Consider the following 23,029-nt stretch of genomic DNA (forward strand, 5'->3'; position numbering starts at 1 on the left):
GCTTGCTCCCGCTGGACTGCGCAGCAGTCCCTCTTTTGGGGGCCGCCTCGCGACCCAGCGGGAGCAAGCTCCCTCGCCACAGTTGTTTTTATGCAGTGACCATGTGGTGTTCCAACAAGTCTTCAAGCTCATCCAGCAACTCATCACCGCGCAGCACCTCGTAGTGCCCGCCCGCCAACAAGCGATCAACGCCGTGGCTGCCGACCTGGGCCTCGAACACCCGACGTTCGTCGTCGCGCTCGGCCACCCACCAGCGATGCGCCGTGACCTGGATCGCCGGCAGTTGCCGATGCGCCAGCGCCAGTTGCTTGAGGCGTGAGCCGGTGGCGAAGATCTGCGTGAGTTCCCCCGCGCCCAACGCGGCTTGCTCATTGGAACCGTGCATCGCCGCCTCGATCACCGCCGTGGAACCCTCGCGCTCATTCAAATCAGCGGCTTTCAGCGCAATCAGCGCTTGAGCCTCATCGGCCGGCAGACCGAGCACAAACGTCAGGAAATCGCCCAGGTCCTCGCGCCAGTCCCCCGCTTCTGCGGTGCCCGCCACGTAGCTGTCGACCAGCCCGGCAAACGCGACCGTTTCACCCTGGGTTTCCAATTCGTGAGCGACCAATTGCGTCAACGCCCCGCCCAATGACCAACCCAGCAAGTAATACGGCCCCTTGGCCTGCTGACTGCGAATCCGTTGCGCATAGGCGTGAGCCATCGCCAACAGCGACTCGTCCTGCCACTGCGGGTCAAGCAACATCCGGCATTGCAGGCCATACACCGTGCGCCGTCCTTCCAGTCGACGGGCCAGCGGTTCGTAGTCGAACACCGTGCCGAAACCGGCGTGCAGGCAGAACAGCGCCGGCACGTTGGGGATCCGCGCATTCAGCGCCAGCAACGGGTCCGGTGCAGACGCCGTCTCAGCAGCCTGATAGCCACTGAGTTCGGCGATGCACGGTTTCTGCATCAGGTCGCGCAGTTTCAATTCGAAGCCCAGTTGCGGCTGGCTGCGCACCCGCGAGATGACTTTCAGCACCTGCAACGAGTCGCCGCCCAGTTCGAAGAAGTTGTCGTCGATGCCCACTTGCGGTACGCCGAGCACCTCTTGCCAGATCGCGGTCAGCGCCGTTTCCAGTGCGTTGCGCGGCGCGCGATAGCCGCCGAGCGCCCATTCCGGCGTCGGCAGTGCGCGACGGTCGAGCTTGCCGTTGGCCGACAGCGGGAAACGCTCCAGCACCATGATTCGCGCCGGCACCATGTAATCCGGCAGTTGCGCTTGCAGTTCAGACTTCAAGCGGCGATCAAGCCCAACAGCACCGGCCGCCACCACATAACCGACCAATTGCTTGCCAGTCGGCGTGTCGTGCACCACCACGGCGGCATCCTGCACCTCGGCGCAGTCGCGCAGGCGGGCTTCGATTTCGCCCGGTTCAATGCGGAAACCACGGATCTTCACTTGCTGGTCGAGACGCCCCAGGTAGTCGATCAACCCGCATTCACGCTGGCGCACCAGGTCGCCGGTGCGGTACATGCGGCCTCCGGCCTCGAACGGATCGGGGATGAAACGCTCGGCGCTCATGCCGGGACGCTGGTGATAACCGCGCGCCAGGCATTCGCCGCCCAGGTACAACTCGCCGCTGACACCGACCGGCAACGGATTGAGGTCGGCATCCAGCACGTACAAGCCACGCCCGGCCACACCACGACCAATCGGCGCATACGCCGCGTCGCAGGTTTCGCTGACCTCGGCACGCCACAACAAAGGCGTGACCACGGTTTCAGTCGGGCCGTAACCGTTGACCAGTCGCTGCGGACGCAGCGCCCGTTTGACCTGCTCGAAACTGGCCTCCGGCACCGCATCACCGCCAAAGCAATACACCTCGACCGCCGGTGGATTGCCCAAACGTTCAGCCACTTCGGCCATCTGTTGCAGGTACGCCGGCGGGAAGCAGGCCACGGTGACGGCGTGACGCTGCAACATTTCCAGGGTTTGCTCCGGGGTCCACAAACTGTCATCGCGGATCACCAGGCTGCCGCCGGCCAACAGCACGCTCAGCCAACGCTCCTGGGCACCGTCGAAAGCGAACGACATGAAGTGCAACTCGCGGCTGCGCGGTGCCAGTTCGTAGAGCCCAATGATGCCGCGGCAATGCCGGGCAATCGGTCCGCGCGCCACGGCCACGCCTTTCGGTTGGCCGGTGGAACCGGAGGTGTAAATCAGGTACGCGAGGTGCCCCGGCAGCGGTCGGGAAACCGGGCACTCGGCGTTGTCGGCAACGCTCAACTGATCGAGCAGCAGACGTGGCGGGCTGGCGGCCAGGGTCAGGCGCTCGCCCAGATTGCTGTCGCACAGCAACAGGCTGGCCGCCGAATCGCTCAACATATAAGCCAGTCGCTCGGCCGGGTACGCCAAGTCCAGCGGCAGATAAGCCGCCCCGGCCTTGAGCACCGCAAGGAACGCAACGATGGTGCGTTCGGAACGCGGCAGCGCCACTGCCACCAGTGTTTCCGGCCCGATGCCGCGACCGATCAGTTGCTGCGCCAACCCATTGGCCTGCGCCTCAAGCTGTGCATAACTGACTTGCCGATCCTCGCAGATCAAGGCGATTTTCTGCGGTTGCGTGCGGACATGCCGATTGAACGCGTGTAGCAAATCGGCATTGTCGTCGGACACCTGCGGCAGACTTAAACGTGCCTCAGGCAAGCCAATGTTGCCGAGCAGACAAGCCGCATCCTCAGGCAGCACACGCAGCAACCCTTCAAGCTGCGCACGAATCCGCTCTACTTCCACTTCACTGAAGCGGTCACGCAGGAACAGGTACTCAACTTCCAGGCCTTCTTCGTTGGCGCTGACCATCAAGTCCATCGGGAAGTTGGTCACCCCGCCGCTGCCGACTTCGGCAAAGCGCAATTCACCTTCCTCGCCTCCTTTCAAGGCGCGGTCCACCGGATGGTTTTCGAACACGATGATGCTGTCGAACAAGCCCTGACCACCCTGCCCGGCCCAGCGCTGAATGTCCGACAACGGCGTGTGCTCGTAGTCGCGCACCATCAGGTTGTAATCCTGCAAGTCGCGCAGCCACTCGCCCAACGGCTGTTGCGGATCGAGGGTCTGGATCACCGGCAAGGTGTTGATGAACAGGCCAAGCATGTCCTGCGCGCCGGCCAACCCGGTCGGACGCCCCGCCACCGTGGCGCCGAACGCGACACTGCGTTGGCCGCTGTGGCGTTGCAGCAGCAACAACCACGCGCCTTGGACCAGCGTGTTTAATGTCACGCGCTGACGCTTGGCGAAGCTGTGCAATTTGCGCGTCACCTCGGCGTCGAGGTTGCTGTACATCACGCCGTGACCGGAACCCGCAGCCCCCGAAGCCTTGGCCAGAATGGTCGGTTCCTCGAGCAACGCCAGGCGCTCGCGCCAGAACCCTTCCGCCTGCGCACCGTCCTGACGTTGCTGCCAGGCGATGTAGTCGGCGTAACGACCGGTCAGGGTCGGCAGAGTGTCGTTGTGGTACAGGCGCAACATGTCGCCCAACAGGCGCGAGGCGCTCCAGCCGTCCAGCAACAGGTGATGGTAGATCCAGATCATCTGGTTACGGTCATCACCCAAGCGCACCAGGATGAAACGCATCAGCGGCGGGCAGCTCAGGTCGAAGCCCTTGGCCTGTTCCGCAGCCGCCAGTTCACTCAACGCCTGTTCAGTGTCGGTGCGGTCACGCCAGTCGAGCTCTTCGATCGGCAGCTCGACATCGGCGAACACCGCTTGCAGCGGATCGGCCAGGCCATCACGCCAGCGGAACGCCGCGCGCAGCACTTCGTGACGCTCGACCAGGGTTTGCCAAGCGGCACGGAAACGCGGCACCTGCAAACCGTCGACCGCCACGCTCAACTGGTTGACGTACGGGTTCAGCTCTGGCGAATCGAGGCAATGGAAGAGCATGCCTTGCTGCATCGGCGACAGCGGATACAGGTCTTGCAACCCTTCACGGGCTGCGATGTCGATGTGCGGCACCAGCGCAAAAGCAGGGACTTTCGGCGCTTCAACCAACGCTGCTTCACGGCTGGTCGCCACTACAGCGAGTGCCCGAATGGTCTGTTGCTCAAAGAGTTGCTTCGGACTGAACACCAGCCCGCGCTGCCCGGCACGACTCACCGCTTGCAGGGAAATGATCGAGTCACCGCCCAGTTCGAAGAAGTTCTCGGTGACGCCCACCGACTCCAGCCCCAGCAGTTCCTGCCAGATCTCCACCAGCAACGTTTCGGCCGGCGACGCGGCGGCCACTTGATCGTGGTTCTGTCGAGTGGCTTCCGGCGCTGGCAGGCCTTGACGATCAAGCTTGCCGTTCGGCGTCAGCGGCAACGCGGCCAGGCACATCAAATGCGCCGGCAGCATGTGCGCCGGCAATCGACTGCGCAGGTGCAAGGTCAGCGCTTCACGCAAATCCTGCTCGTCGGCGAGCGGATCGCGGGGCACCACGTAGCCAACCAACTGGCGACTGACCGGGCCTTCGCGATCGATCACGAACGCTTCACGCACGCCTTCGTGTTCCAGCAGGCAGGCTTCGATTTCGCCGAGCTCGATACGGAACCCGCGAATCTTCACTTGCTGGTCGATACGGCCGAGGTATTCAACGACGCCGTCGGCGCGGAACCGCGCGAGGTCGCCGCTGCGGTACAAACGCGCACCCGGCACGAACGGATCCGGCACGAAGCGTTCAGCCGTCAGGTCCGGACGTTGATGGTAACCACGGGCGACGCCCTCGCCGCCCAGGTACAACTCGCCCGCCACGCCAACCGGCAACGGCTGCAAGCCGCCGTCCAGAATATAGGCGCTGCGGTTGCCGACTGGCCGGCCAATCGGCATGAACGCCGAGTCGAACTCAGTGTCCGGATACGCCAGCCAGATCAGTGGCGTGATCACCGTTTCGGTCGGGCCATAGCCGTTGATCAGGCGCTTGGGCTGCAGCACTTGCTGCACTTCATCGAACGCGTGCTTGGCCATGCCTTCGCCGCACGGGGTGTAGGAACGGATCGGCAGATCACGCCCCGCTTCGCCCATGAAATCGGCGATCTGCGACAGATAGGTCGGGGTGAAGCAGGCGATGGTGATGCCGTGCTTTTCGATCTCGGCGCACGTGCGCTCCACGCTCCACAACTCGTCGTCACGCGGCATCACCGCCGAGCCGAACACCAGCGGCGTCAGCCAGCGCTCGTGGGCGCCGTCGAAGCTGATCGAAGCGAATTGCAACTCGCGATCATCCGGGGTCATGCCGTACAACTCGCCAATCGACAGGCAATGCATGGCCAGCGGACCGTGGGCCACGCTGACGCCTTTCGGCCGGCCCGTGGAACCCGAGGTGTAAATCAGGTACGCGAGGTTTTCGCCGCAGGTCAGGTTGACCGGGTTTGTTTCAGCCATCGAGTCCAGCGGCTCGCGGTCGATTTCCAGGACCGACAGGCCTTCCGGCAACGGCAGTTTTTCCCGCAGCCACGATTGGCTGATCAGCAGCGATATACCGCTGTCTTCCATCAGATAGCGCAGGCGTTCGGCCGGGTACGCTGGGTCCAGCGGCACGTAAGCGCCGCCGGCCTTGAGGATTGCCAGCAGGCCAATGATCATCTCCGGCGAACGCTGCATCGCCAGGCCGACCCGCACTTCCGGGCCGATGCCCAGTGCGCGCAAGCGGTGGGCTAATTGGTTGGCGCGACGATTGAGTTGGTCGAAGCTCAGTTCCAGGTCGTTGAAGATCAACGCCGTGGCGTCCGGTCGGACGACGGCCTGCGCCTCGATCAATTGGTGCACGCAGAGCGGGTTTTCCGTCGCGGTAAATGCCGGGTTCCACTCGACCAATTGTTGCGCACGTTCCGGCGCGGTCAGCAGGTCCAGTTCACTCAATGCAGCGTGTGGCGCGGCGACCATCGCCGCCAGCAGCGCGGCCAAATGCTCGCTCATACGGGCAATCGCCTCGCCGCTGAAGTGGGCGCACTGGTAGCTCCAGTTGAGGCTGAGCTGGCTTTCGGCGGTGGCCGCCAGCGTCAGCGGGAAGTTGGTGCGTTCATGGTTCTGCGGGATCGAGAAGCTCAAACCGGCCGGCGCGCCCTGTTGTAGCGCTTCGGCCACCGGGAAGTTTTCAAACACTAGCAGGCTGTCGAACAGCGGTTCACCGGCACGCCCGGCCCAGCGCTGAATGTCGCCGAGGGCGGTGAATTCATGCTCACGCAATTCCAGGTTCTGCGCCTGCAAGCGGGTCAGCCACTGGCCGACGCTTTCGACGGCGTCCGGGCTGCTGATCACCGGCAAGGTGTTGATGAACAGGCCCAGTTGGCTTTCAGCACCCGGCAAGTCCACCGGACGCCCCGCCACGGTCGCGCCAAACGCGACGCTGCGTTGACCGCTGTAGCGTTGCAGCAGCAATGCCCAGGCACCTTGGACCAAGGTGTTGAGCGTCACTTTTTGCTGACGGGCAAAGTCGCCGAAGCGTTTGCTGGTGGCGACATCGAAGGTCTGTCGGTGGTCGGCGAACTCTGTCGTCGACAGGTTTTTATTGTCGCCATGGGCCAGGCTCTGCCCCAACAGGGTCGGGTTGTCGAGGGTCGCCAGTTGCTCGCGCCAGAACAGTTCATCAGCCTGCGCATCCTGACGTTGCAGCCAGCCGATGTAATCGGCGAAACGCCCGGTTGGCGCTTGCACGTCTTGCCCGGCATAACGCTGCAGGACTTCGCTCAACAGCAGCGAGTTACTCCAACCATCGAGCAACAAGTGATGGTGGGTGTAGATCAGTTGCTGACGCTCATCGTCGAGTCGCACCAGGGTCAAACGCATCAACGGTGCACGGGTCGAATCGAGTTGCAGGCGTTCGCTGTCGATCAGTTGAACCAACGCTTCGGCCTGATCGCTGCGGTTGCGCCAGTCGAGGCAAGTCATCGGCAATTGCAGGTGACGATGGACCAACTGCACCGGCGCTTCGAAGCCGTCGGGGAAGTGGAAACTGCTGCGCAGGATCGGATGAGTGTCGAGCACCGCTTGCCACGCGCGGCCGAGCCGTTCGGCATCAAGGCCGCGGGCTTCGACGCTGAGCTGGTTCACGTAGGCGCCGGACTCCGACTCGTACAAGCTGTGGAACAGCAAACCGGCCTGCATTGGCGACAGCGGATACAGGTCCTCGATCTGCGCCGGTGGCACCGGCAGGCCATCGAGTTGCGACTGGGTCAGGCGTGCCAACGGGAAGTCCGCCGGGGTCACGCCGCCCGCGCCATCGCTCAGGCAATGGGCGATCAGCGCCAGCAACTCGCGTTGGTAATCCGCGGCGAGCGCTTCAATCTCGCGCTGGTCGAAGCATTCGCGGCTGAAGGTCCAGTCGAGTTTCAGTTCACCGCCATAGACCTGGCCGTCCACCGACAACCAGTTCGGCAACGGTGCGTCTGCCGATTGCGCGGCGCCGCTGGATTCCCGGGCCGGAGTGAACAACGCGTCTTCGGCAAAGCTCTGGTCGAACTGGCCGAGGTAGTTGAAGGTCACGCGCGCTTGCGGCAACGCAGCCAATGCCGCTTGGGTCGACGCATCGCCCATGTAACGCAACAGGCCGTAGCCCATGCCTTTTCCGGGGATGTCGCGCAGTTGCTGCTTGATCGCCTTGATCGAACCCGCCAGGTCGGCGGTCGGCGTCAGGCACACCGGGAACAGGCTGGAGAACCAGCCGACGGTGCGGGTCAGGTCGATATCGTCGAACAGCTCTTCGCGGCCATGGCCTTCGAGCTGAATCAGCGCCGATGCGTGGCCGGTCCAGCGGCTGAGGGTGCGGGCCAGTGCGGTCAGCAGCAGGTCGTTGACTTGGGTGCGGTAGATCGCTGGTGCCTGTTGCAACAACTGGCGGGTCTGCTCACGGTCCAGACCGATGCTGACGCCTTGGCGCAGATGCCCGGCCTGACTGGCTTGGGCGTTGGCCGCCGGCAGCGAATCATTCGCCTCGCCCAGTTGCGCCTGCCACCAGCTCAATTCGCTGGCGGCAGTTTCGGAGCGCGCATAGGCATCGAGTTTGTCTGCCCAGACCTGAAAGGCGCTGGTCTTCGGCGACAGCTCTTGCCCTTGGTACGCAGCCTGCAAATCTTCCAGCAACACCCGCCAGGACACACCGTCCACCGCCAAGTGATGGATCACCAACAGCAACCGCTGCGAGCCATCGGCCTGAGCGATCAACGCCACGCGCAGCAGCGGGCCGTCTTGCAGGCTGAGGCTGCGCTGGGCTTCGTCGCACACCGATTCCAGTGAAGCATCGCTGGCTACGCGGGCGGTCCAGAGCATGTCGATCACGTCGGCGCTGTCGGCCCCGACATAACGCGCCGACCATTGGCCGTCGACCTGACTGAAGCGCAAACGCAGGGCATCGTGCTGCTTGAGCAGGCGTTGCAGCGCGGCTTGCAGACGCGGCAATTCGAGGGTTTCGCGCGGCACCAGCAGCACCGCCTGGTTCCAGTGCGCGCGTTGCGGGATCGGTTCATCGAAGAACCAGCGCTGGATCGGCGTGAGTTTCTGTACTCCGTCCACCGGTCCTTGTTGCGCCAGCGGTGCCGCCTGCTCTTTAACCACAGCGGCCAGCGCTTGCAAGGTTTGCTGCTGGAACAGGTCGCGCGGTTGCAGGCTCAGGCCGGCACGACGGGCACGGCTGACCACTTGAATCGAAATGATCGAGTCGCCGCCCAGTTCAAAGAAATTGTCCTGACGCCTGACTTGCTCCACGCCCAACACGTCCTGCCAGATCTGCGCCAGCACTTGTTCGTGTTCGCTACGTGGCGCTTCGAAGGCGCGTTGGCTGACGTGTGCGGTCGGCGCGGGCAGGCGTTTGCGGTCGAGTTTGCCGTTCGGACTCAGCGGCATTTGTTCGATCAGCACGGTCTGCGCCGGTACCATGTAGTCCGGCAGGCTCGCCAGCAAATGACTTTTCAGGGTTTCGCGCCATGCGCCTTGCTGCTCGGCATCGGCGCCGACCAAGGCTCGATCTTGCGGCACGATGTACGCAACCAGTTGCTTGCCACTCGGGCCGTCGAGGGCCAGCACTGCGGCTTCCTGCACGTCCGCATGTTCTTGCAGACGTGCTTCAATTTCGCCCAGTTCGATGCGCAAACCGCGAATCTTCACTTGATGGTCGATACGCCCGCAGTAGTCGATGGCGCCATCAGCGCGGTAACGCGCCAGGTCACCGGTGCGGTACAGGCGCTCGCCGCTGCCGAACGGGTCGACCACAAAACGCTCGGCGGTCAGCGCGCCACGACGGTGATAACCGCGCGCCAGACCGACGCCACCGAGGTACAACTCGCCCACCGCGCCCAGCGGCAACGGTTGCAGTTCGCTGTCGAGGATGCAGGTGCGCAGGTTGGCGATCGGCCGACCGATCGGCACGCTGTCGCGGCCCTCTTCCACGCAAGTCCAGTGGGTCACGTCGATGGCCGCTTCGGTCGGGCCGTAGAGGTTGTAGAGATTGGCTTGCGGCAGGCTGCGCAGGGTCTGGCGTTGCAACTCCATCGGCAATGCTTCGCCGCTGCAAATGATCCGTTGCAACGACGTGCAGGCCAGCGCCTCGTCGGCAGCGATAAACGCCGAAAGCATCGACGGCACGAAGTGCAGCGTGGTGATCGCCTGTTCGACGATCAACGCAGCAAGGCGTTGCGGGTCGCGGTGCTCGCCCGGCGCGGCGATGACCAGCGTGGCGCCCTTCATCAGCGGCCAGAAAAACTCCCACACCGACACGTCGAAACTGAACGGCGTTTTTTGCAGCACGCGGTCGCTCGGCAGCAGGATGTAGGCTTGCTGCATCCACTCCAGACGGTTATGCAACGCCACATGGCGGTTGCCCGCGCCTTTCGGTTTGCCGGTGGAACCGGAGGTGTAAATCACATAGGCGAGGTTTTCTGCGACAGCAAGGTTCGCAAGATCAGTGCCCGGCAAGTCGCTCAACCAATCGGCCTCGGCATGCAGGCACAGGGTGCGCACGTTGTCCGGCGTCGGCAATTGCGCCAGCAGATGTTCCTGGGTCAGCAACAGCGAAATGCCGCTGTCTTCGATCATGTAGCTCAGGCGATCAAGCGGGTATTCCGGGTCCAGCGGCACATACGCACCGCCGGCCTTGAGAATCGCCAGCAGGCCGACGACCATTTCAAACGAGCGGTCGCAGGCAATCCCCACCAGCACTTCCGGGCCAACACCTTGGGCGCGCAAGTGATGGGCCAAACGGTTGGCGCGCACATTCAGCTCGGCGTAACTCAGGCGCTGGCCCTGGAACACCAGCGCTGTCGCCTCACCGTTTTCAGCCACGCGCGCTTCGAAATGGCGCTGCACGCAGACTTCGCCTGGATAGGCCTGAGCGGTGTTGTTCAGGTCATCGAGGATGCGCAGACGCTCGTCGGCATCCAGCAATGGCAACTCGGCGAGCGGGCATTGCGGGTTCGCCAGCACGCCGGCCAACAGGTTGCGCCAGTGGCGAGCAAGGTGCTCGATGCGCTCGGCGTCGAACAGATCGGTGGCATAGGTCAGGCTGGCGAACAGCTTGTCGCCCTCTTCCTGCGTGTCCAGTTGCAAATCGAATTGGGTGGTGTGAGCCGTGGCGTTCAGTGCTTCGACGCGCAACCCGGCGAGCAAACCGCTGACCGCCGCCGGTTTGGCTTGCTGGTGGTTGAACATCACCTGGAACAACGGGCTGTGGCTCAGGCTGCGTTCACCTTGCAGCGCTTGCACCAGACGTTCGAACGGCAAGTCCTGATAATCCTGGGCATTGAGCGACGTGGTGCGGGTCTGATCGAGCAGCTGACTGAACGGCAGACGCCCGTCCAGCTCGGCACGCATCACTTGGGTGTTGACGAAAAAGCCGATCAGGCCACGGGTTTCCGCACGATTGCGGTTGGCAATCGGCACGCCGACCCGCAGGTCGGACTGGCCGCTGTAGCGATAGAGCAATGCCTGGAAACTCGCCAGCAACAGCATGAACGGCGTGACGCCACGCTGTTTGGCCAGGCTCATCAGACCGCTGGCCAAGGTCGCATCGAGGGCGAAATCCAGACGCGCACCGCGCTGGCTCGGTTGTGCCGGGCGTGGGCGATCAGTCGGCAATTCCAGCAGCGGTTGCTCGTTGCCCAGTGTTTCACGCCACCAGTTGAGTTGACGCTCCAGTTCCCCCGCTTCCATCCAGCGGCGCTGCCACAGGGCGTAGTCGGAATACTGAATCGGCAGCGCCTCCAGTGCAGCGTTCTGCCCTTGGCAATGCGCGGCGTAGAGTCGGGAAAACTCCTCCACCAACACACCCATCGACCAACCATCGGTGACGATGTGGTGCAGGGTGAGCAACAGCACATGGTCTTCGGCGTCGAGCTGCAACAGGCTGACTCGCAGCAACGGACCGTGCTGAAGATCGAATGTCCGGGCGATGTCCTGCTCGACCGCTTTCATGGCCAGATCGAGGCGCTGTTCCTGAAGTTCATCGCGCAGGTCGATCTGTTCGATCGGCAGCGAGGTGAACCCGGCCAGTGTCTGCACCACCTGACCGTCATCCTCGACGAATCGGCTGCGCAGGCTCTGATGACGCTCCAGCAGCACGTCGAAACTCTGCTGCAACGCCGCGACATTCAGCGGCCCGTGCAAGCGCAGGGCGGCCGGAATGTTGTACGCCGAACTTTGCGGATCAAGCTGCCAGAGGAACCATTGGCGCTGCTGCGCATAGGACAATTCGAAGGTCGCTTGCGGTTCGGCGGCGGGCGGAATCGGCAGTTGGCCGAAGCTCACGCCCTGCTCTTGCATGCGTTGCAGAAACTCGCGGCGCTTGTCAGCCGGCAGGCCGGCGAAGCGAGTGGCGATACGCTGGGCAGTGGTGTGTTCCATCAGTTGATCTCCATCTCGTCGAGAAGCGACTCAAGCGCATCAAGACGTGCATCGTTGTCAGCCGGGGCGTGTTGCCCGGCCATGGCGGCATAAGCCTGAAGGTCGGTGGATTCGAACAGCGCGCGCAGCGGCAGCTCGATGCCCAGCTCCAGTTCCACACGGGCACTGGCCTGGGCGGCGAGCAACGAATGCCCGCCCAATTCAAAGAAGTTGTCGCGTCGGCCGATCTGCGCCACGCCCAACACGTCGGCCCAAATGGCCGCCAGTTGCTGTTCGAGGTCGCCCTCGGGGGCTTCGAACGGGCGTTGCCATTCCTGAGCGTCGGGCACCGGCAAGGCCTTGCGGTCGAGCTTGCCGTTACCGGTCAGCGGCATGGCATCCAGCAGCAACCAGTGGCTCGGCACCATGTAATCCGGCAGATCGACCTTGAGCGCGGCGCGCAGGTTGTCGCGCCAGGCGATCGGGTCGTGCGGGGTTTGCTCGGCCACCACGTAGGCACACAGTTGTGGGCAGCCGTCGCCGGCATGCACGCTCAACACCGCTTGGCGCACGCCCGGTTGGGCCAGCAGTGCGGCTTCGATTTCACCCAGTTCGATACGGAAGCCGCGGATCTTCACTTGCTGGTCGATCCGGCCGAGGTAATCGATGCTGCCGTCGGCACGCTGGCGGGCCAGGTCGCCACTGCGATAAAGGCGTTGCGACGCATCGAATGGGCTCGGCACGAAGCGCTCGGCAGTCAGGCCGAAACGGCCGTGATAACCGCGCGCCAGACCAGCGCCGGCGATGTACAACTCGCCCGCCACGCCCACCGGCACCGGCTGCAACTGGCTGTCGAGCAAGTACCAGCGAAGGTCGCGGATCGGCAAGCCGATCGGACTCTGGGCCTTGCCGTCGAGATCGGCCAGGCGGATGGCGCGGTAGGTCACGTGCACCGTGGTTTCGGTGATGCCATACATGTTGACCAGGGTTGGCTGTTGGTCGCCGAAACGCTCGAACCATGGACGCAGGCTCGCGACTTCCAGGGCTTCGCCGCCGAAAATCACCTGACGCAGCGCCAGGTTTCGCTCGCTGGCGCAGGCAATCGGCAACAACTGGCGGAACGCGGTCGGGGTCTGGTTCAACACCGTCACGCCTTCATCACAGAGCAAGCGATGGAATTCTTGCGGCTCGCGGCTGATGTAAAACGGCACGATCACCAGACGCCCGCCAGTGCAAAGCGCGCCAAACAGCTCCCACACCGAGAAGTCGAAGGCGTAGGAATGAAACAGCGTCCAGACATCGTCCGGGCCGAATTTGAACTCGGCAGCGGTGGCCGTGAGCAGACGCCCGACGTTGCCATGGCTGAGCAATGCGCCCTTCGGCCGGCCAGTGGAACCGGAGGTGTAGATCACGTAAGCGAGGTTGTCCGGGGTTGCCAGCGCTGGCAGGTTGTCGGCGCTGAAGGCATCCAGTTGCAACGACTCCAGGCTCAGCACTTGTACGCCGTCGCGGGCCGGCAAACCGTCGATCAGGTGTTGTTGAGTCAGCAGCAACGTGATGCCGCTGTCTTCGATCATGTAGCTCAGGCGCTCGGCCGGGTATTGCGGATCGAGTGGCACATAGGCGCCACCGGCCTTGAGAATCGCCAGCAACCCAACCACCAGCGGCATCGCCCGTTCGGTGGCAATGCCGACCCGTACCTCTGGGCCGACGCCCTGTTCACGCAGTTTGCGCGCCAGCCGATTGGCCTGAGCATTGAGCGCGGCGTAGGTCAGGTGCTCGCCTTCGTAGACCAGCGCGATTGCGTTCGGCCGTTGTGCGGCTTGAACTTCGAACACGTGGTGCAAGGTTGGCGACGGCGGTTGCGCCTGGAACGCGGGATTCCAGTGCTGCACCAAGGCATCGCGCTGCGACTCGTCAATGAGTGGCAGTTCGGCAACCCGTTGCAGTGGATCGCTGACTACCGCGCGCAGCAGATTCAGCCACTGCTCGGCCAGGCGGTTCATCGACGCCTCGTCGTACAAATCAGTGGCGTAGGTCAGGCTGGCGTCCAGCGTTTCGCCCTGCTCCTGAGTATCCAGCACCAGATCGAACTGCGTGGTGTGTTGCTGCCAGTGCAGACGCTCGACCTGCAAGCCGGCGACGCTGCGCTCGACGCTCGCACCCAACTGCTGCTGATGGTTGTAGAGCACCTGGAACAATGGGCTGTGGTTGAGGCTGCGGTCCGGCTGCAAGGCGTCGACCAACTGCTCGAACGGCAAATCCTGATTGGCCTGAGCGCCCAATGCCACGCGCTTGACCTGTTGCAGCAAGGTGCTGAAGGACTGCTGACCATCGATCTCGGCACGCAGCACTTGGGTGTTGATGAAGAAGCCAATCAGGCCTTCGGTTTCCAGGCGCGAACGCCCGGCGCTCGGCACGCCGACGCTGATGCTCGACTGCCCGCTCTGGCGATGCAGCAAGGTCTGGAAACTCGCCAGCAACAGCATGAACAAGGTCACCTGCTGTTCCTGGGCACGTTGACGCAAACCGGCGAGCAATTCGCGATCAACGTTCAGCACCAGGCTGGCGCCGCGCTCGGTGCGACGGGCCGGACGGGTCAGTTCGCTCGGCAATTCAAGCGGTGCCTGGCCGCCATCCAGTTGCTCCCGCCACCACGCCAGTTGGCGTGCGCCCTCCCCGGCCTCCAGCCAGTCACGCTGCCAACGGGCGTAGTCGCTGTAGTTCACCGGCAAGCTATTCAGATCGGCAGAGCGACCTTCGACGGCAGCTTGATACAGCGCGCTGAACTCATCGACCATGACCTGCATCGACCAGCCATCGGCGGCGATGTGATGCACGGTGAGCACCAGCACGTGTTCGTCGGTGTTCACTTGCAGCAGCAACACGCGCCACAGCGGGCCGTTGCGCAGGTCGAACGGCCGGGCAATTTCTTCGGCTACGGCATTGTCGATCGACGACTGATCGAGCGTGCGTTCATCCAGTTGCAGCGCCAGGCTGTCGTGCAGCACCGGACGCGCCTGCTGGCCGTCCTGCTCAAAGGTTGTGCGCAAGGTTTGGTGACGGGCCTGCAATTGCACAAAGGCTTCACGCAGGGCTTCGCGGTTCAGCGAGCCCTTGAGACGCAGTGCGGCGGGAATGTTGTAGGCCGAACTTTGTGGGTCCAGCTGCCAGAGAATCCATTGGCGCTGTTGGGCGTAAGACAGGATCTGCGGCTGATCGACCGTTGCACGTTGCAGCGCCGGTTGGCCGCTGACGTTCGCCAGCGCGGCACGCTCGGCAAATTCCGCCAGATTCATCGCGGAGAACAGACTGCTTATAGACAGTTCGAGTTGCAACTGCTGACGCACCCGAGAGATCACCTGAAGCACCAGCAACGAGTGCCCGCCCAGCTCGAAGAAGTTGTCGTCACGGCCCACGCGCTCGACCTGCAACACGTTCTGCCAGATCAGCGCCAGTTGCGTTTCCAGCCCTTCGTCCGGGGTCACGAATGGGCGTTGCGCATCGCCCGCCTCAGCACGCGGCAGGGCTTTGCGGTCAAGTTTGCCGTTGTTGTTGAACGGCAGTTTCGGCAGCAGGACCAGGTGATTCGGCACCATGTATTCCGGCAACGACTGGCGTAAAACCGCTTTGAGTTCTTCCAGATAATCAGCCTGAGAAATCACCGCGCCGTTGGCTACGACATACGCCACCAGTTGCGAACCGTCCTGAGCGATGACCGCCGCTTCGCGCACGTCCTCCCGGGCTTGCAGGCACGCTTCGATCTCGCCCATTTCAATGCGGAAACCGCGAATCTTCACTTGATGATCGATGCGGCCGACGTATTCCAGATTCCCGTCAGCGTTGTAGCGCGCCAGATCGCCGCTGCGGTACAGCCGCGCACCCGGTTCTCGGGCGAACGGGTCCGGCAGGAAGCGTTCGGCGGTAAGCGCCGGGCGGTCGAAGTAGCTCTGAGCGAGGCTGGCCGGGGCACCGATGCACAACTCACCGACGCCTCCGTTGGGCAACAACTGACCGGCAGCGTCCAGCACATACAGGGCCCGACCGGCGATAGCGCGACCAATCGGAATGCCAAACGCATCGCTGGCATCGTCGAGACGGCATTCATGAACGCTGGACACCACGGTCGCCTCAGTCGGGCCGTAGGTGTTGAGCAAACGCACATGGCTCAAACCTGCTTGATGCCACAAGCGCAGACCTTCGACCGACATCGCTTCGCCGCCGACGTGAACCTGACGCAAATCACCCAGATTGCGCACCACACCGCTCGCACATTCCCGGGCCAGCAAGTACCAGTAAGCCGCCGGCAAATCCGCCACAGTCACGCCTTGCTGGATGACTTCGGCAGCAAGGCGGCCGGCATCCCACACATCATCGCCGCGCATGATCAACGCCGCGCCGACGCATAACGCCGGGAAACACTGCTCTACAAAGCCATCGAAACTGAAAGTCGCAAACTGCAACACGCGGTCCGACGCCGACAGCAGCGAATAGTCGGCGGCGGTCTGGCAGAACTCGCGCAACGCGGCATGGGCGATGGCCACGCCTTTGGGTTGGCCGGTGGAGCCGGAGGTGTAGATGATGTAGGCCAGGTCGTCGGCGAGCGCGAGGTTTTGCGGATCGCTGTCGGAGTAGCCGACGTTGTCTTCAAGGCTGAGACGTAGCACGCCTGGCACGTCTTCCAGCAGACCGGACTCGCACAGCAGCATGTCGAGGCGGCTGTCGTCGATCATGTAGGCCAGGCGTTCAGCCGGGTATTTCGGGTCCAAAGGCACATAAGCCGCGCCGGTTTTGAGCACCGCCAGCAGGCTGACGATCAGTTGCGGACCACGGTTCAGCGCCAGACCGACACGCGAGCCTGGACCGGCGCCGTTGTCGATCAGGCGATGAGCCAGTCGGTTGGCCTGCGTGTTCAATTGGCCGTAGCTCAGGGATTGACCGTCGATCTGTAACGCCATCGCGTCTGGGGTAGCGGCGGCCTGAGCCGCGATTTGTTCGTGCGCCAAAAGTGCTGTGGATAACTCAACGGCCGCCGGTTGGCTGACAGTGAGCACCGCATTTTTTCCGGCCTCATCGAGTAACTCCAGCGTGCCCAATGCCGCGTCCGGCAGCGCTACCAATTGCGCCAACAGGTGCTGCAGATTCGCCGACAACTCAGCCACCTGAGCCGCACTGAACCGCGCCGCGTCGTAGCTAAAGTCCAGGCTCAGGCCTTCGCCGAGTTCGATGCCCAAGGTCAGCGGATAGTGCGTGCGTTCGTGGTTGTGCAGGTTGCCAAACGACAACCCGGCCGGGGCGCCCTGTTTCAGCGCCTCGGCCACCGGGAAGTTTTCGAACACCAGCAGGCTGTCGAACAGCGCCGAGCCCTGCTGCCCCGCCCAACCCTGAATGTCGAAAAGCGGCACATGCTCGAACTCGCGCATGGCCAGGTTCAGCCCCTGCAACTCGCCCAGCCATTGGCTGACGGTTTGATCCGGCTTCATCGCGCACACCAGCGGCAGCGTGTTGATGAACAGCCCGAGCTGCTCTTCGATCCCCGGCAGCGGCGCCGAACGCCCGGCCACGGTGGCGCCGAATACGACGCAATCCTGACCTGTGTAACGTTGCAGCAAAAGACTCCAGGCCGCTTGCAGCAAGGTGTTAAGGGTGATTTTCTGCTGACGGGCGAACTCGGCCAGACGCTGGGTCGCGCGGCTGTCGAGGGCGACGCGGTATTCCTCGCTGCCCTCGGCACCCACCGGCGGCCGCAAGGCTTCGGCCAGCAACGTCGGCGCTTCGAGCGGCGCCAATGCCGCTTTCCAGAACTGCTCGCCCGCGGTGGCCGATTGCTGCTGCAACCAGCCCAGGTAATCGCGATATTGCCCGGTCGGTGCCGGCAGCGATGGCCCGGCGGCGTAGTGCTGGATCACTTCGGCCAGCAACTGTGCGTTGCTCCAGCCGTCCATCAAAATGTGGTGGCTGGTGTAGATCAGGTGCCAGTCATGGGCGCCCCTGCGGACCAGTTTCAAACGAAACAGCGGCGCGCTGCCCAGTGCAAAACCCTGGGTGCGTTCGGCGTCGGCCAGCGCATCAGTGTCGGTCGCTTCAAGCACTTCAAGCGGCAACGCGACCTGGCGGACAATTGCCTGATGCGCAGTGTCGAGGCCTTGCCAGTGGAAGCTACTGCGCAGGATGTCGTGACGCTCCAGCGCGGTTTGCCAGGCCTGAGTAAATCGCTGCGGATCGAGGCCTTGAATGTCGAGGCGCAGCTGGCTGATGTAGGCGCCGACTTCAGGTTCGTACAGAGTGTGAAACAGCATGCCCTGCTGCATCGGCGACAGTGGGTAAAGGTCTTCGAGGGTCGAAACAGCAACCGGCAGTGCATCGAGTTGCGCCTGACTGATGCGCGCCAGCGGGAAGTCCGACGGTGTGGCTTGCGGCGCTTCAACGGCGCAGCAGTGATCGATCAACGCGTTGAGTTCCAGCGCGTAATCGTCGGCCAGACGCTGGATGGTCGCGGTGTCGAACATCTCGCGGCTGAAGCCCCAGCTCAGCGACAACTCACCGCCGTAGACCTGGCCTTCGACCGTCAACCAGTTGCCCAACGGTGCCGATGGATCTTGCGCGATGCCGTTGCCTTCAGTGGACGGGACAAACATTGCCGCATCGTCGAACTGACGGTCGAACTGCCCCAGATAGTTGAAGGTGATGCGTGGTTGCGGCAACGCCGCCAGTTCAGCGCGAATTGCCGGGGTGCCGAGGTAACGAAGTGCGCCGTAGCCGAGGCCTTTATCCGGCACGGCGCGCAGTTGTTCCTTGATGGATTTGATCGACGCGCCGAGATCGCCGGAAGGCATCAGATTGACCGGGAACAGGCTGGTAAACCAACCGACCGTGCGGGTCAGGTCGATGTCGTCGAACAGGTCTTCGCGACCATGGCCTTCGAGCTGGATCAGCGTGCTGCCCTGTCCGGTCCAGCGGCAAACCGCGCGTGCCAGTGCGGTCAGCAGCAGGTCATTGACCTGGGTGCGATAGGCCGCCGGAGCCTGTTGCAGCAGTTTGCGGGTTTGCTCGGCGTCGAGTTTGAGTTCGAGTTTCTGTTCGAAGCGGTTTTCCAGCGCGCCGGTTGGGCGATCGCAGGGCAGATCGTTCGGTGCGTCGCGCAGCTGGGATTGCCAATGACCGAGGCTGTTTTCAAAGGCTGGAAGATGAGCTTGCAAACGGACGACCCAGCGTTGATAGCTACTGGTTTTCGCCATCGATGCATGGCTGCCGCTGTAGAACTGCTGAAGGTCTTCCAGCAACACGCGCCAGGACACGCCGTCCACCGCCAAGTGGTGAATGACCAGCAGCAAACGTTGAGTGCCGTCGGCCATCGAGACCAGCAGCGCTCGCATCAGCGGGCCGTTTTGCACATCGAGACTGCGCTGGGCTTCGTCGCACAGAGCGGTGAGTTCTTCGAGCGATTGCGCGTGACGCTGCCACAACACTGATGCAGTGGTCGGCACGGCGTAGGTTTGTTGCCAACCTTCGGCGGTCTGCTCATAACGCAGGCGCAGGCTGTCGTGATGGGTCAGCAATTGCTCAAGAGCGCGATCCAGCGTCTCGACGTTCAACGCTTCACGCGGCACCAGCAGCAGCGACTGGTTCCAGTGCTGACGCTCGGGGATGGCTTGTTCGAAGAACCACTGTTGCACCGGCGCCAACGCCACCGCGCCCACCGCTGGGCCTTGATCGATCAACGATTGCTCACCGCAGCGGGCAGCCTGGGCCAGGCTGCGGATGGTCTGGTGCTGGAACAAGTCTTTGGGGCTCAACACGATCCCGGCCTGACGCGCACGGCTGACCACTTGCATGGACACAATGGAGTCGCCGCCGAGTTCGAAAAAGTTGTCTTCCAGTCCTACGTTTTCGATGGCCAACACGTCCTGCCAAATCGCCGCGAGGGATTTTTCCATCGCTGTGCGCGGTGCGACGTGTTCGCGCTGTTGCTCAGTGCCGTCAATCGCCGGCAGGGCCTTGCGGTCGAGTTTGCCGTTGGGGGTCAGTGGCAGGCGTTCGAGGAACAGCAGGAACGCCGGAACCATGTAGTCCGGCAGGTATTGGCGCAGCGCGGCTTTCAAGGTTTCACGCTGGGTCGCTTGAGCGTCGATGTCGTCCAGTAACGCTGGATCGGCCGGAACGATATAGGCGACCAGTTGTTGGCCGTTGACGCCGTCCTGCGCCAGCACCGCCAACTCACGCACGGCGTCCTGCTGCAACAGCCGTGCTTCGATTTCACCGAGTTCGATACGGAAACCACGGACCTTGACCTGATGGTCGATGCGACCGACGTATTGCAACGCGCCGTCGGCCTGATAACGGGTCAGGTCGCCGGTGCGGTACAGGCGTTCGCCGTTGCTGGCGAACGGGTTCGGTACGTATTTTTCGGCGGTCATGCCTGGTCGAGCCAGGTAACCGCGGGTAATGCCGGCGCCTGACAGGAACAGCTCGGCGGACACGCCTTGCGGCACCGGTTGCAGTTCGGCGTCCAACAAATAGCTGGCGGTGTGCTTGAGTGGCCGGCCGATGTTCGCGCGGCCACCAGCCTCGCGGCGGGTCCAGGTCGAATACGTGGTGTCTTCGGACGGACCGTACAAATCGTAGACATGCTCAACGGTCAACTGCTGATACAACGCCTCCACCAGTCTCTGCTTCAACGGTTCGCCGGCGAGGTTGATGATGCGTACGCTCGGCGGGATCTGCCCGTCGCGCTGCAACGCATTGATCGCCGACGGCACGGTGTTGATCAGGCGCACCTGATCCCGGGCTGGCAGCTGCGGCAATTCCAGGGCATTGCGGGCGATGATCACCGAGCCACCATTGGCCAGGGTGACAAACAGTTCCCACACCGACAGGTCGAAGCACACCGACGTCGAGGCCAATACGCCTTGAATGTCTTCACGGCTGTAGACCGATTTCGACCAGTCGATCAGCGCCAGCACGTTGCGGTGGGCGATGGCTACGCCTTTGGGTTTACCGGTGGAGCCGGAGGTGTAGATCACGTAGGCGAGGTTGTCCGGTGTGACGCGAGTCACCGGTGCGTTGCTTGGGTAAGCGGCCCACGCCGTATTGTCCATCAGCAACACTTGGGTGTCGGCGGTGACGGTCAATGTTGCGGCGACAGCGTGCTCGGTCAGCAGCACCAAAGCGCGGCTGTCTTCGAGCATGTAGGCCACGCGTTCGGCCGGGTAATCCGGGTCCAGCGGCACGTAGGCGCCGCCAGCCTTGAGCACCGCGAGCAATGCGACCAACAAGCTGTCGGAACGCTGCATCGCCACGCCGACACGGATTTCCGGGCCCACGCCCAGTTCGATCAGTTTGTGGGCCAGGCGATTTGCCTGAGTGTCGAGTTCGCTGTAAGTCAGCTGTTTGGTCGCGAAGGTCACTGCCAGTGCATCCGGGCTGGCCACTGCTTGCTGGCTGATCAGTTCATGAATGCACAGGTCTTGCGGAAAGCTTTCGTCAGCACGATTCCAGTCATGCACGATCCGCTGGTATTCGGCGTTCTCCAGCAGCGACAAATCACTGATGCGCTGCTGCGAATCACCGACCATGCCCTGCAACAAATGCGTCCAGTGCTGGGCCATGCGCGCGATGGTCGCGGCGTCGAACAGGTCGTTGGCGTAGGTCAGCGCGGCGTGCAGCTTGCCGCCCTTTTCATAGGTGTCGAGAGTCAAGTCAAACTGGGTGGTGCGCCCTTCCCACTCGATCACGCCCAGCGCCAGACCCGACGCGGTGCTGACCGTGGAAATGTCCGCGACCTGCGGCTGGTGGTTGTACATCACGTGGAACAGCGGCGTGTGGCTGAGGCTGCGCTCCAGTTTCAGCGCTTCGACCAGGCGTTCGAACGGCAAGTCCTGATGGGCCTGGGCACCGAGGGCGGTTTCCTTGATGGCACGCAGCAAATCGTCGGCGCGGGTCTGGCCATCGAGCTGGGTCCGCAGCACCTGGGTGTTGACGAAGAAACCGATCAGGCCTTCGATTTCGGCGCGGTTGCGGTTGGCGATTGGCACGCCGACGCGAATGTCGGTCTGCCCGGTGTAACGGTGCAGCAACACGTTGAAGGCGCCAAGCAACAGCATGAACAGGGTGATGTTGTGTTTCTGCGCCGTGGCCCGCAGCTGCTCGGCCAGTTGGCCATCGACCGCGAACTCGTAACGGGTGCCGCGATAGCTCGGCATCGCCGGGCGCGGATGATCGGTGGGCAGTTCCAGCACCGGATGCTCGTCGCCCAGTTGCGCCTGCCAGTAGTCGAGTTGACGCGCCTGCTCGCCGGCCTCCAGCCAGCGACGTTGCCACAACGCATAGTCGCTGTACTGGATCGGCAAGGGCGCGAGTTGTGGCTGTGCGCCCGCCTCAAAGGCGTCGTAGCAGCGGATGAATTCGTCAATCAGCACGTTCATCGACCAGCCGTCGGAAACGATGTGGTGCAGGGTCAGCAGCAGGACATGTTCCTGCTCGGCGAGTTTGAGCACGGTGACGCGCAACAGCGGGCCGTTTGCCAGATCAAACGGCAGCACGGATTGCTGCTCGGCCGCTTGGGCAACGGACCTTTCGCGCTCCGTGGCCGGTAATGCGCTGAAATCCACCTGATCAATCACCAACGACGCACTGGTTGGCACTTGCAGCAAGGTGTCATCGGCCTGGCGCTGGAACACCGTGCGCAAGGTTTCGTGGCGTTCAACGAGGCTGGCGAAGGCTTGCTCCAGCGCGGACAGGTTCAACTGTCCGGTCAGACGCACCGCGCCCGGCAGGTTGTACGCGCCGCTTTGCGGGTCCAGTTGCCAGAGAAACCACATGCGCTGCTGGGCGTACGACAACGCCTGGCGATCTTCAGCTTCGACGCCGGCAGGAATCGGAAACCGAGCGAAATCAACGCCTTCCTTTTGCAAGGCCGCAAGGAACATCTGGCGCTTTTCCAGGGGCAACCCGATAAACCGGCGAGCAAGTTTCAAGGAGTCTTCAGCATTCATTTCTAAGCATCCGGATCAGTGGCGGGAAGCACAAAGGCACGTCGTCCCTATAAAACGAATGCAGACCGGAAAAATTAGCGAATGAGAACAAGTATCAGAAAGGAGGTAGAACGCGGAGTGTCAGTGAGTCAAAAATCATTGTAGGAGTGAGCCTGCTCGCGATAGCGGCGTGTCAGGTTTAGAAACGTCGACTGACACACTGCTT

The 23,029-nt window shown here is 62.9% G+C and carries 2 protein-coding genes; both read right to left on the bottom strand.

The window, feature by feature from the left end; translation table 11 throughout:
• Positions 1-88 precede the first annotated feature (88 nt).
• Entirely contained in the window at positions 89-11,851 is an 11,763-nt protein-coding gene (locus ABH912_RS11455; protein WP_429510702.1) for an amino acid adenylation domain-containing protein, read from the bottom strand.
• Positions 11,851-22,824, bottom strand: a complete 10,974-nt coding sequence (locus ABH912_RS11460) for an amino acid adenylation domain-containing protein (protein ID WP_429510703.1) — start codon at positions 22,822-22,824, stop codon at positions 11,851-11,853. Before ABH912_RS11460 ends, ABH912_RS11455 begins: the two co-directional genes overlap by 1 nt.
• Between the last annotated feature and the right edge of the window lie 205 nt (positions 22,825-23,029).

This window comes from Pseudomonas sp. BT76 TE3572 (genome assembly GCF_050435365.1).
GTDB lineage: Bacteria > Pseudomonadota > Gammaproteobacteria > Pseudomonadales > Pseudomonadaceae > Aquipseudomonas > Aquipseudomonas fluorescens_W.

Bases quoted from the DNA above. Each gene is read 5' to 3' on its own strand.
- ABH912_RS11460 (WP_429510703.1), bottom strand. From the start codon at position 22,824: ATGAATGCTGAAGACTCCTTGAAACTTGCTCGCCGGTTTATCGGGTTG.
- ABH912_RS11455 (WP_429510702.1), bottom strand. From the start codon at position 11,851: ATGGAACACACCACTGCCCAGCGTATCGCCACTCGCTTCGCCGGCCTG.